The sequence below is a fragment of the Kaistia sp. MMO-174 genome (assembly GCF_037147815.1).
In the GTDB taxonomy this organism is placed as follows: domain Bacteria; phylum Pseudomonadota; class Alphaproteobacteria; order Rhizobiales; family Kaistiaceae; genus Kaistia; species Kaistia nematophila.
Map to the genome: position 1 here is coordinate 363193 of NZ_JBBCUO010000007.1, position 12518 is coordinate 375710.

General features: G+C 67.6%; 11 protein-coding genes. 5 read left to right on the forward strand and 6 right to left on the reverse strand.

The window, feature by feature from the left end; all coding sequences use genetic code 11:
• Window positions 1-257 precede the first annotated feature (257 nt).
• Together WFK98_RS25195 and WFK98_RS25200 are read left to right on the forward strand one after the other, a co-directional pair.
• Window positions 258-890 (forward strand): cysteine hydrolase family protein, encoded by a 633-nt coding sequence (locus WFK98_RS25195; protein WP_266337054.1) that lies wholly within the window; start codon window positions 258-260, stop codon window positions 888-890.
• A gap of 39 nt (window positions 891-929) precedes the next feature.
• Window positions 930-1445, forward strand: a complete 516-nt coding sequence (locus tag WFK98_RS25200) for a MarR family winged helix-turn-helix transcriptional regulator (RefSeq protein WP_277614103.1) — start codon at window positions 930-932, stop codon at window positions 1443-1445.
• A gap of 4 nt (window positions 1446-1449) precedes the next feature.
• On the opposite strand, the gene WFK98_RS25205 is transcribed toward WFK98_RS25200, so the two are convergent.
• Entirely contained in the window at window positions 1450-2340 is an 891-nt protein-coding gene (locus tag WFK98_RS25205; RefSeq protein WP_266337053.1) for a LysR substrate-binding domain-containing protein, read from the reverse strand.
• A gap of 203 nt (window positions 2341-2543) precedes the next feature.
• On the opposite strand from WFK98_RS25205, the gene WFK98_RS25210 reads away from it, so the two are divergent.
• Window positions 2544-3722, forward strand: coding sequence for an acyl-CoA dehydrogenase (locus tag WFK98_RS25210; protein ID WP_336802303.1), 1179 nt, complete (start codon window positions 2544-2546; stop codon window positions 3720-3722).
• Window positions 3722-4864 (forward strand): CaiB/BaiF CoA transferase family protein, encoded by a 1143-nt coding sequence (locus WFK98_RS25215; protein ID WP_266337052.1) that lies wholly within the window; start codon window positions 3722-3724, stop codon window positions 4862-4864. The genes WFK98_RS25210 and WFK98_RS25215 overlap by 1 nt, the downstream gene beginning before the upstream one ends.
• A 160-nt stretch (window positions 4865-5024) precedes the next feature.
• Here the strand turns inward: WFK98_RS25215 and WFK98_RS25220 are convergent, their stop codons facing one another.
• The 4 genes from WFK98_RS25220 to WFK98_RS25235 form a co-directional block, all read right to left on the reverse strand.
• Window positions 5025-5594, reverse strand: a complete 570-nt coding sequence (locus WFK98_RS25220) for an amino acid synthesis family protein (RefSeq protein ID WP_266337051.1) — start codon at window positions 5592-5594, stop codon at window positions 5025-5027.
• A complete protein-coding gene (locus WFK98_RS25225) occupies window positions 5591-6175 on the reverse strand; it encodes an amino acid synthesis family protein (protein WP_336802229.1) in 585 nt (194 codons plus the stop codon). Before WFK98_RS25225 ends, WFK98_RS25220 begins: the two co-directional genes overlap by 4 nt.
• A gap of 31 nt (window positions 6176-6206) precedes the next feature.
• Entirely contained in the window at window positions 6207-7400 is a 1194-nt protein-coding gene (locus tag WFK98_RS25230; protein WP_266337049.1) for an amidohydrolase family protein, read from the reverse strand.
• Between the two features lie 196 nt (window positions 7401-7596).
• Window positions 7597-8484, reverse strand: coding sequence for a LysR family transcriptional regulator (locus WFK98_RS25235; RefSeq protein ID WP_336802230.1), 888 nt, complete (start codon window positions 8482-8484; stop codon window positions 7597-7599).
• Window positions 8485-8579: 95 nt separating this feature from the next.
• On the opposite strand from WFK98_RS25235, the gene WFK98_RS25240 reads away from it, so the two are divergent.
• Window positions 8580-11444: an FAD-binding and (Fe-S)-binding domain-containing protein gene (locus WFK98_RS25240; RefSeq protein ID WP_336802231.1), complete on the forward strand. Its 2865-nt coding sequence runs from the start codon at window positions 8580-8582 to the stop codon at window positions 11442-11444.
• Window positions 11445-11446: 2 nt separating this feature from the next.
• Here the strand turns inward: WFK98_RS25240 and WFK98_RS25245 are convergent, their stop codons facing one another.
• Complete coding sequence (locus WFK98_RS25245; RefSeq protein ID WP_336802232.1) at window positions 11447-12484, reverse strand: LacI family DNA-binding transcriptional regulator; 1038 nt, start codon at window positions 12482-12484, stop codon at window positions 11447-11449.
• Between the last annotated feature and the right edge of the window lie 34 nt (window positions 12485-12518).

Consider the following 12518-nt stretch of genomic DNA (forward strand, 5'->3'; position numbering starts at 1 on the left):
CATTCATTGATAGTCATACAATAATCAGATCGAATCCGGGCCTTTGTCAATGCACCTTGAAGGGCGCTACTCATTTTCAAAAACTGCATCGAAATCAGTCACGTAGATCAAATTTGGGGCAGGCGGGCACCTCGCTTGATCCGGTTGACATCGCGCTGCTAATATACTTACTAGCCAAATAAAGTTTGGAGCATTGAGGGCGTGATGGACCGCCGCCAGGAGGCGGACGACACCGCGTTGCCGACATGGAGGATCATATGAGTGCTGACGTTTTCTCGGATCATCGCCATGGCGAGACGCTGACGCTCGACCCGGCGCGCACGGCGGTCATCGTCGTCGACATGATCAACGAATTCTGCAAGCCGGGCGGCGCGATGGTGCTGCCGGGCTACGAGACTCTGGTGCCGCAGCAGCTCGAAGTGATCGAGGCCGCCCGCGCCGTCGGCGCCCCGGTCTTCTGGGTGCATGACGTCCACCGCGCCAACATGCGCCGCGACCGCGAATGGGTGAAGCGCACCCCGCATTGCGTCGAGGGCACCTGGGGCACGGAGATCATCGAGGATCTGGGCGCCCGCGACGACGAGATCCACATCATCAAGCGCCGCTATTCGGCCTTCTTCCAGACCGACCTCGACATGACGCTGAAGGACATGCAGATCACCCAGGTCGTGGTGTTCGGCGTGGTCACCAACATCTGCGTCCGCTCGACGGTCCACGACGCCTTCTTCATCGGCTACGACGTCGTCGTTCCGCAGGATTGCTGCGCCGCAACCGGCCCGCGCGAACAGGAGAGTTCGCTCTACGACATCGCCACCCATTTCGGTATTGTGACTAACGCAGCCGACGTGGTTGCTTCGCTGAAGGACGGCCTTGCGCTGCGTCAGGTTTAAGGCTTGTCTTAACGACAGCGCGGCAAGGGGCTACACCTTTTGATTGAAGAAACGAGCCAGGACGGCGTGGGCGGCGACGAGCCCGCCGCAGGCAAGAGCTACAGCCGGTCGGAGATCGCGGAACGGATCGCGGAAACCGGCTACGATCTCGACCACCACCCGGCCCATATCATCCGCAAGGTCCATCAGCGCGCCACGACCTGCTTCCAGCAGGTCATGGCGGGCGAGGATCTGACGCCGACCCAGTTCGCGGCGCTGGCCACCATCCTGCGCCATGGCGAGGTCTCGCAGAACCATCTCGGCCGCCTGACGGCGATGGATCCCTCGACGATCAGCCTCGTCGTGCGCAAATTGCGCAAGCTCGGGCTGGTGACGAGGGGCACGTCGAGCACCGACCAGCGGATGGTGATCATCACGCTGACGAACAAGGGCGTCGACTACACGCTCGACCGGCTCGCCAAGAGCAACGAGGCCGGCAACCGGCTGCTGGCGCCACTTTCCGCCGCCGAACAGGCCCTGCTGCTGGAACTCCTGCAGCGGATCAGCGAGGACTGACCGCCTACCGATCGACCTGCCGCAGCAGCCAGTCGCGGAAGCGCATGAAGCCTTCCCTCTGCTGGCTGCGGTGCGGATAGATCAGCGTATAGGGCTGGTCGCCGGTCAGCCGCCGCTCGGACGCCAGCACCAGGTCGCCCGCCGCCAGCGCCGTCCGCGCCACCACCTCGGGAACCAGCGCGACGCCGAGACCGGCGACCGCCGCATGCACGACCATGTCGAAATGCTGGAAGCGGGCGCCGCGCAGGATGGTGCGGCTGTCGAGGCCGGCGTCCCGGAACCAGTCGAGCCAGAGCGTCGGCCGGGTCGATTGCTGCAGCAGCGGCATGCGCGAGAGTTCCTCGTCCGGCAGCACACGCCGGCCGCCGAGCAGCGCCGGCGCCGCGAGCACCACCAGTTCTTCCGGCATCAGCACGTCGGCATGGGCGCCGCCGGGGCGATGGTCGCCGCGCTGGATCGCGGCATCGAAGCCGTCCGCCTCGAAATCCACCGCCTCCAGCCGCGCCGAAATGTCGAAGGTGAGATCCGGCGCGATCGCCCGATAGGCGGCGAGCCGCGGCACCAGCCAGGTCGAGCCGAAGGTCGGCAGCACGGCGAGACGCAGCACGTCGGCATGGCCGCCGAACGCCATCACCGTCATCGCCGCCTGGCGCAACTCGTCAAGCAGGCGGTCCGATTCGCGGTTGAGCGCGCGGCCGGCGTCGGAAAGGATCAGCCGCTGCTTCACGCGCAGGAAAAGCCGCACGCCGAGCCGCTCCTCCAGCGTCCCGACCGAGCGGCTGACGGCGCTCTGGGTCAGGTTCAGCGCCTGCGCCGCGCGCGTCGTCGTGCCGAGCCGCGCGCAGGCGGAGAAGGCCTGCAGCTCGGAAATCGTCGGGATATAGCCTTCGCGCATGGATTTCCTCCCGAACTCCTATGAGCCACGCTCATCAACTTCACGGAAAGGCTTGTTATCGCGGCGCGCAGGGATTTGCTAGTTTCACGGCGATCCTTCCGGAGGCGCGCCCTGCCGCAGGCCGCGCGCCGTCCGCCAAACCGCCAGAGGTGAGAACCATGTCCGAACAGAAGCCGACCCTGAAGCCGAAGGACCAGCCCGCTCTGTCGCGCTTCGTCTGGGACGACCCGTTTCATTTCGAAGCGCAACTGACGGACGAAGAGCGGATGATCCGCGACACGGCCAAGGCCTTCGCCGCCGATCGCCTGCTGCCGCGCGTCGAAAAGGCCTATCTCGACGAACGGACCGATCCCGAGATCTTCCGCGAGATGGGCGAGACCGGCCTGCTCGGCGTCACCGTGCCGGCCGAATATGGCGGCGTCGGCGCTTCCTATGTCGCCTACGGCCTGGTGGCGCGCGAGGTCGAGCGCATCGATTCGGGCTATCGCTCGATGATGAGCGTGCAGTCGTCGCTGGTGATGTACCCGATCTACGCCTATGGCAGCGAGGCACAGCGGCAGAAGTACCTGCCGAGGCTCGCGACCGGCGAATGGATCGGCTGCTTCGGCCTGACCGAGCCCGACGCCGGCTCCGATCCGGCCGGCATGATCACGACGGCGAAGAAGACCGAGGGCGGCTATGTCCTCAACGGCGCCAAGACGTGGATCTCCAACTCGCCGATCGCCGACGTCTTCGTCGTCTGGGCGAAGTCCGAGGCGCATGACGGCGCCATCCGCGGCTTCATCCTCGAAAAGGGCATGAAGGGCCTTTCGGCGCCGAAGATCGGCGGCAAGCTTTCGCTGCGCGCCTCGATCACCGGCGAGATCGTCATGAGCAACGTCGAAGTGCCGGAAGACGCGCTGTTGCCGAACGTCGCCGGGCTGAAGGGGCCGTTCGGCTGCCTGAACCGCGCCCGCTACGGCATTTCCTGGGGCGTGCTTGGCGCCGCCGAGGATTGCTGGTTCCGCGCCCGCCAGTACGGCCTCGACCGCAAGCAGTTCGGCAAGCCGCTTGCCGGCATGCAGCTTTTCCAGAAGAAGCTTGCCGACATGCAGACCGAGATCGCGCTCGGGCTGCAGGCGTCGCTGCGCGTCGGCCGGCTGTTCGACGAAGGCCAGGCGGCGCCCGAGATGGTCTCGCTGGTCAAGCGCAACAATTGCGGCAAGGCGCTCGACATCGCCCGCCAGGCCCGCGACATGCATGGCGGCAACGGCATCCAGATCGAATATCACGTCATGCGCCACGCCCAGAACCTTGAGACGGTCAACACCTATGAGGGCACGCACGACGTGCACGCGCTGATTCTCGGCCGCGCCCAGACCGGCATCCAGGCCTTCTTCTGATGCAGCCGCTCGAGGGACTGAAAGTCATCGAGCTGGCGCGCATCCTGGCCGGCCCCTGGGCCGGCCAGACGCTGGCCGATCTCGGCGCCGACGTGATCAAGGTCGAAAGCCCCGAGGGCGACGACACGCGCACCTGGGGCCCGCCCTTCATCGAGGATGGCGGCGAGAAATCAGCGGCCTATTTCCACGCCTGCAACCGGGGAAAGCGTTCGATCGCCGCCGATTTCCGCACGCCGGAAGGCGTCGAAATGGTGCGGGCGCTGATCCGCGACGCCGATGTCGTGATCGAGAACTTCAAGGTCGGCGGCCTCGTCAAATACGGGCTCGACTATGAGAGCCTGAAGACGATCAATCCCCGCCTCGTCTATTGCTCGATCACCGGCTTTGGCCAGACCGGCCCCTATCGAGAGCGGGCCGGCTACGACTTTCTCATTCAGGGCATGGCAGGGATCATGGACCTGACCGGCGACCCCAAAGGTGAGCCGCAGAAGATCGGCGTGGCGTTTTCCGACATCTTCACCGGCCTCTACAGCGTCATCGCCATCCAGGCGGCGCTGGCGCAGCGCGAGCGCACCGGGCTCGGCCAGCACATCGACATGGCGCTGCTCGACACCTCGGTGGGCGTGCTCGCCAACCAGGCGATGAATTTCCTCGCCACCGGCAAGCCGCCGCGCCGCCTCGGCAATGCGCACCCCAACATCGCGCCCTACCAGACCTTCGCGGTCGCCGACGGCCACCTGATCCTCGCCGTCGGCAATGACGGCCAGTTCGCCCGCTTCGCCGAGGTGATCGGCCGGCCTGAACTGGCGACGGATGCGCGCTTTCTCACCAATGCGAGCCGCGTCGCCAACCGCGTCGCGCTGACCGAGGCGATCGGCGCCGAGCTGGCAAAGTGGCCGCGCGACGCGCTGCTGGCGAAGCTCGCGGTGGCGCATGTGCCGGCCGGACCGATCAACACGCTGGAGGACGTCTTCACCGACGCGCAGGTGCTGGCGCGCGGCATGCGGATCAATGTCGACGGCATTCCCGGCGTGCGCACGCCGATCACCATGTCGGGCGGCGAGCTGGCGCTGTCGAAGCGCTCGCCGCGCCTCGACGAGCATGGCGACGAAATCCGGGCGGAGATCGCCGCCAAGGCGTGAGGCGAACGGCTCGGTGAGCATCAAGGCAAGCCCCTCACCCAACCCTCTCCCGCAAGCGGGCGAGGGTCTGCGGGCAACATCCGCCCCAAGCTCCCGCACAACAAAAAAGGGCCGCTGCTCGCGCAGCGACCCCTGACCATGGAGGCTATGCCAGACCAGCCTACTGGCCGATGTCTTCCTTGCGCAGGCCGCCGACACGGGCGAGCGGCCGGCCGGAATCGGTGATCGCGATCGCGACGACCATCTCGTTGGCGCGCGGCGCATCCGGAATGCGGATCTCCATCGCATCGAAATGGCTGCGCACGCGCGCATGGTCCTTGTGACCGAGCGGCACGTCGATGACGGCGCCGATCTTGGCACGCTTCTTGGCCGACGGGATCAGCGCGTCGCCCTTGCCGAGCACGGCGCGGAAGGGCGCGCCGAGCTTCGGGTGCATGATGGCGGCGGCATGCTCGAACTCGCCCTCGGCGCCGACGATGACCGCCTTGCCGAAGCTCTCGACCTGATCGCCGGGGATACCGAGCAGGGCTACGGCGCGGCGCGGCAGCAGGTCGCCCAGTTCCTCGCCAAGCGCGATCAGCTCATCGAGATTCTCGACATAGTGGCCAGAGGCCGAGTTCGAGACGACGGCCACGGCCGAGACCTTGCGGGTCGGGGCCGGCAGAACAACATCGCCCTCGATCAGGGTCTCCTCGAGCGTCGTGACGATCTTGCGGATCACGCGGCTCATCGCAGGCCGTCCTCGCCCTTGATGTCTGCCACGGCCAGGCCGCCGACGCGTGCATGCACGCGCGAGCCCGTGGTCATGGCGAGGATCACGACCATCTCGTCGGCACGCGGCGCGTCGGGGACGTTGACCTCGATCGCGTCGAAATGGCTGCGGACATAGGAGGCGTTGACATGGGTGATCGGAATGTCGATCGCCGCGCCGACGCCGCCGACCTTCTTGGTCGAGGGGACGATCGCCTTGGCTTCGCCGAGCAGTTCGCGCATGGCGTAGCCGCCGGGGACGTGCCAGAGAGCGCCGTGCTCGAGTTCGCCGCCCTCGCCGACGATGGCGCCCTTGCCATAGCCCTCGATCGCGGAGGCATCGCCGCCCAGCGCTTCGAGCAGGCGCTTCGACATCTGCAGACCGAGCGGCTTCAGGTCTTCCATCAGGCCGGTGATGTCTTCGACATAACGGCCGGCATAGGGGTTCTTGATGACCGCCATGATCGTGCCGCGACGCGGCGGATTGGCGGAAACGGGTCCGCCCTCGTGAAAGATCTCCTCGATGCGGAGAAGGAATTTCCGGACGACGACATCGGTCATGTGAAGCTCCTGGGGTGGGCGGACGCGTGGATCAGTTGCAGACGAAGGGCAGGCGCTCGGCCGGCGGCGTGTTGCGGCTGCGGCCGGAGCGGACGATGCCGTCGATGACGATCATGCCGACGCCCGGCAGGTCGCCGAGCTGGATGCTGTCGAGCATGTCGCGGCCGGCCGAATGCATCGCCTTGGCGAGGAAGACGAAATCGGCGGGACGGCCGACTTCGATCAGGCCGCAGTCGAGGCTGCGCATGCGCGCCGTGTTGCCGGTGGCGAAGCAGATCGCGATCTCGGCCGGCACATCGCCGAGCGAGGAGAGCAGCGACACCATGCGGAGGATGCCGAGCGGCTGCACGCCCGAGCCGGCGGGGCCGTCGGTGCCGAGGATGACGCGCTCCATCTCACCCATCTCGCGCGCCGTGCGCAGCGCGAACAGCGCCGCGCGCTCATTGCCGTTGTGAACGATCTCGAGGCCGGCCTTGCAGCCCTCGCAGATGCAGCGGATCTCGCGATCCGGCAGCGCGGTGTGGCCGCCATTGATGTGGCCGACGACGTCGGTGCCGGCCGCCAGAACCACGTCGGCGCCGATCAGGCCCGAGCCCGGAACGGAGGGGCCGCCGGTGTGGATGGTCGACTGGATGCCGTATTTGCGCGCCCAGGCGACCATCTTGCCGGCCGTTTCGCCATCCTTGACGCTGCCGAGGCCGATCTCGCCCAGAAGACGCACGCCTGCGTCGGCGAGGTCCTTGAAATCCTGCTCGACCATGCCCTGCTCGATGATCGGCGCGCCGGCATGGATCTTGACGCCGCCGGGACGGAAGGCGGTGAAGGTACGCTGCGCGGCGATGGCGAGCGCCTTCAGGCCGACGATATCGGTCGGACGGCCGGGCGTATGCACCTCACCGGCCGAGATCATGGTGGTCACGCCACCATGCATGGTGCTGTCGATCCAGTTCAGCTGGCTCTGGCGCGGCGTCCAGTCACCCGCGACGGGATGGACATGGCTGTCGATCAGGCCCGGCGCCACGACCGCCTGGTTGGCGTCGATCACCTGATCGGCCTGGTCCACGTCGAGATCCTTGGCGCGTCCGATGGCCGCGATCTTGCCGTCGACGGCAATGATCGTATCCGCATCGAGGATCGGATTCTCCATGGCGCCGCTCAGCACCAATCCGATGTTGCGAATGACGAGCTTGCCCTTCGGCTGCGCCGAGACGGGATCGTGGGACATCGCGCTTCTCCATGCGTGCATTTGGTCAGGCAGCCTTCGTCCACTACACGGAAATTCATATGAGTTCAAACAATAATCCGAGCTCAATCTCCATTAACAACAAGACCTTCCTTGCTCCGCTTTGAACGAGGACGGACGGAATTGAAGGACGCGATCGCGGCGATTTCGTCCTCGCCGACGCCCATTCTTCGAAAAATCAGTCCTGATCGATCGATCCGAGCGGCCGGAGGCAATCGAGCAGCGCCTCAGCCGCTGGCGAGAGCCCGATCCGGGCCCTGGTGACGATGCAGAGCGTGCGGCGCAAAGAGACGTCGCGCAAGCCCACCCGGCGCACCGCCGGGCTCTGCAGCACAGAGGCGGCGAGCTTCGGCATCAGCGCCACGCCCATGCCCTGCGAGATCATCGTCAGCTGCGCGATCGTGCCATGTGCCCTGAGCGGCCCGGCGCGGAAGGCGGGCGGGATTTCGGGCGCGGCCGCGATCAGCTTGCCGGTGCCGGTATGCTGATCGAGCGAGATCACCTCGCCGGCCGGGATTTCGGCGAGATCGACGGCGGCGCGCCCGGCGAGCGGATGATCGCGATGGCAGACCAGCACGAACGGATCGACATGGAACGGTTCGTAGGAAAGCTGATCGGTGACGTGCCAGGGCTCGGCGATGCCGAAATCCGCCACCCGCTCCAGCACCAGCGAACCGACCCGCTCAGCGATGTCGTCATGTACCGTGACCTCGACGGCCGGATGCGCGGCGCGGAAGCGCGTCAGCGCCGGCGCGAGATGGAACAGCACGACGGAAGGCGCCGCCGCCACGGTCACCGCGCCACGCTCGACGCCGCCGACCCGGCGCAAATCGTGCAGCGCCGCCTCGAAATCGGAGACGACGCGGCGCGCGGCGACGAGGAATTCCCGACCCGCCTCGGTCGGCGTCACCGGCCGCGCGTCGCGGTCGAACAGGCGGACGCCGCCATCCGCCTCGATCTGCTTGATCGTCTCGGTGAGAGCGGAGGGCACGATCCCCAGCATGTCGGCGGCGCGCGTGAAGGACTGCGCCTCGGCCAGCGCCAGCGCGGCGCGGAAGTGGCGCATTCCAATGTTCGAAATTTTCGAATGTTTCTTCATTTCATTCCAATGTTACGAAGGCCGGCGGCATGGTTCAATGGCGGCTCTCGAAAGGCCTTCCCATGTCCCGAACCGCCCTCGCGGCCGCGCCCCCGGCCGTCGCGTCCTTCACCAGCTTCGACGCCGCGCTCCGCGCCGCCGGCTTTCGCGGCGAGATCGCGCACGACCATGCCGCCCGCGCCGCCATGTCGACCGACAACAGCGTCTACGAGATCGAGCCCGACCTGATCGTCGCGCCGCGCGACGCCGCCGATGTCGCCACCCTGCTGGCGATCGCCGACCGAGACGAGTTCCGCCGCATGCCGATCACCGCGCGCGGCGGCGGCACCGGCACCAACGGCCAGAGCCTGAACCGCGGCATCATCGTCAATTTCCAGCGCTTCATGACACGCATCCTGGCGCTGAACGAGGCCGAGAGCTGGGTCGAGGTCGAGCCGGGCATCGTGCTCGACGAACTGAATGCCGCGATCGCCCATACTGGCCTGTTCTTCGCGCCCAACACCTCGACCTCGAACCGCTGCACCATCGGCGGCATGATCAGCACAGACGCCTCTGGCAAGGGCTCGCGCATCTACGGCAAGACCAGCGACAACGTGCTCGGCCTCGAACTGGTCGTCGATGGCGGCCGCGTCCTCGACAGCCTCGCCGCCCCGCCCGACTGGGCCGCGCCGATGCTGGAGGCGGTGGCGGCGGCCTGCGACGCCGGCCGCGACGCGCTGATCGAGAACACGCCACGGATCTCACGGCGCTTCACCGGCTACGACCTTGAGCGCGCCCGCCCGGCGCCGGACCGGCTCGAATGGTGGCGGCTGCTGCTCGGCGCCGAGGGCACGCTGGGGCTGGCGACCCGCATCCGCCTGAAGCTGACGCCGCTGCCGCGGCACAAGCGCCTCGTCGTCATCGGCTTCGACCATTTCGCCGCCGCGCTGGCCGCCGGAACGCCGCTGCTCCGCCACGAGCCGCTGGCGATCGAGATCATGGACGACTGGGTGCAGCGGCTCGCCCGCGAAGCCGGCCTGATGGACAGCCTGCCGCCCGCCATCCGCGGCGAGGCGGACGACCGCATCTCCTACCTGTTCGTCGAGTTCGTCGGCGAGGACGCGAATGCGCTCGACGCCGCCGTCGGCAGGCTGACCGCCGACGCGGCGACGCTTCCCGGCGTCATCGGCAGCTATTGCGCCCGCGACGCCGCCGACAGCGCCAGGCTGTGGTCGACCCGAGCCGCCGCCGTCGGCCTGCTCGGAAAGCGCGAGGGTGCCCGCCGCCCGGTCGCATTCGTCGAGGATTGCGTCGTTCCGGTCGAAAACCTCGTCGCCTTCGTCGAGGGCTTCGACGCGATCATGAAGGAGCACGACCTGCGCTATGGCATCTATGGCCATATCGATGTCGGCTGCCTGCATGTCCGCCCGGCCCTCGACCTCGACGACAAGGCCGACCAGGCGACCTTCAAGGCCATCTCCGACGCCGTCTACGCGCTCTGCACGCGGCATGGCGGCATCTTCTGGGGCGAGCACGGCAAGGGCATTCGCGGCGCCTACCTGCCGGACTATGTCGGCCCGGTCGCCTATGCCGCCCTGCAGCGGATCAAGCACGCCTTCGACCCGCAGGAGCGCTTCAATCCCGGCAAGCTTGTCACCGTCTCACGCCGGCCGATCGGCATCGTCGACATGCCGTTCCGCCGGGGCAACGCACCGGCCGACCTGCCGTTCGAACCGGCCTTCCACTGCAACGGCAACGCCTCCTGCCTCAACTACAGCAAGACGGTGCCGATCTGCCCGTCCTTCAAGGCGACGCGCGACCTCACGCAGTCGCCCAAGGGGCGCGCCGAGATCGTGCGGCGCTGGCGCCAGGCCGAGGCGGCCGGCGAAGCCGAACGCGACAAGATCGCGGCCGACGCCCATGCCGCGCTCGACAGCTGCCTCGGCTGCAACGCATGCGGCAGCGCCTGCCCGGCCCATGTCAGCATCCCGATGCTGAAATCGCGCTTCCTCGAAGCCTATCACGCAACGCGGCGCCGGCCGCTGCGCGACCACGCCGCCGCGGCCGTCGAGGCGCTGGCGCCGTTCATCGCGGCGACGCGGCCGCTCGCCCGCCGCCTGGCCCCGCTGGCCTACCGGCTGGCGGCGCCGCTGCTCGGCTTCGTCGACCTGCCGACGATTTCCGCACGAGGGCTCCGCCAGCTCGGTCATCCCGTCTTCCGCCACGACGATGCGATCCCGACCCACGAAGAGGTCGTGCTGGTGCTGGAGGATGCGTTCACCGCCACCTTCGACACGGAAGCGGTCGCCGCGGTCTGCGACGGGCTAGCGGCGCTCGGCTACCGGCCGGTCATCGTGACGCTGCCGCCCGGCTCCAAGGCGGCGCATGTGAAGGGCATGCGCAAGCGCTTCACGCGACTGGCCAGCCGACAGATCGCGGCGCTCAACGAACTGGAGAAGACCGGTCGCCCGATGATCGGCGTCGATCCCGCCTTCGTGCTGATGACCCGCAGCGAGTTCCGCGAGGTGGCGCCTTCCATGCCGCAGGTACTGCTGGTGCAGGAATTCCTGCGCCAGCGCCTCACGGCCGGCGATCCCTGGCCGAAGGCATCATCGAGCGCGCGCGCGCCTAAGCTGATGGTCCATTGCACCGAGGCCTCGGCGGTCCCGCAGGCGCTCAAGCAATGGCAGGAAGTGTTCGCGGCTGTCGGCCTCGCGGTGCGGCCGACACAGACCGGCTGCTGCGGCATGTCGGGCCTGTTCGGGCACGAGCAGCGCCAGCAGGCGGTGAGCCGGGCGCTGTTCGACGCCTCGTGGGCGCCGGCGCTCGCCGACGAAACATCCGTGCTCGCCACCGGCTTTTCCTGCCGCTGCCAGGTCGGTCGCCTGTCGGAGACGAAGGCGTCGCATCCGATGGCCGCGATCGCCGCCGGCCTGAGGGCCGCCTGAGGTCAGCGAATTTTGGGCGCGGCAATCGAACTGCGCAGCAGCACGTCGCTGCCGAGCATGATCCGGCGCGGCGGCACGTCGAGCCCTTTCAGCCGCTCGAGCAGCAGGCCCGCCGCCTGCCTCCCGACATCGACCATATCGCGGTCGATGACGGTAATCGGCGGATAGACCAACTCGCCGAGCAGCGCGTCGTCGGCGCCGACGAAGGAAATGTCGTCCGGGATCGACAGGCCGAGCAGGCGAACCGCCTTCAGCGCGCCATAGAAGATGTCGCTGCCGGCGGCGAGGATGGCGGTCGGCGGATTGGCGCCGGTCAGAAGGTCATGCGTCTCGGCCATGCCGCGCTCGGCGCTCTGCGTCCGCGCGCGGATCAGCCATTCGTCGATCGGCACGCCGGCCTTTTCCAGCGCGCGCTTGAAGCCGGCGACGCGGTCGCGGCCGGGACGGATATTGTGCGAAGCGGTGATCAGGCCGATACGCCTATGGCCGAGCTGCAGCAATTGCTCGACCACCGTCTCGATCGGCTGCATGTGCTCGCTATAGACGACGTCGGCCTCGACCGGGATCTCGCGATCGAGCACCACCACCGGAACGCCCATGCGGCCGATCTCCTCGATCGTCCCGGTTGCCGTCTCGTCCGACAGCGTCACGATCAGCCCGTCCATCTGGCGCTGGCGGGCGGCCTGCAGGAACTCGATCTCGCGCGCCGGCGAGCGGTTCGACGAAAAGGCGAACAGCATGTAGCCCTCAGGCGCCAGCACGGTCTCCGCACCCTGCGCGACGCGGGCGAACACCTGGTTGGTCATGTCAGGAATCAGGAAGCCGATCGTCATGGTCTGGTTGGTGCGCATGGCGCGCGCCGCGGCGTTCGGCTGGTAGCCGAGCTCGGCCATCGCCGCCAGCACGCGGGCCCGCGTCTCCGGCGCCACGCGCGGGCTTTCGCTCGCGACCCGCGACACGGTTCCAATCGAGACGCCGGCCGTCGCCGCCACTTCGTGAATGGTCGGCTGGCGTCGGCCACCCGGTAGTTTCCCTGACATAACGTTTACATCCCTACCCTGTCTTCTTGCGGAT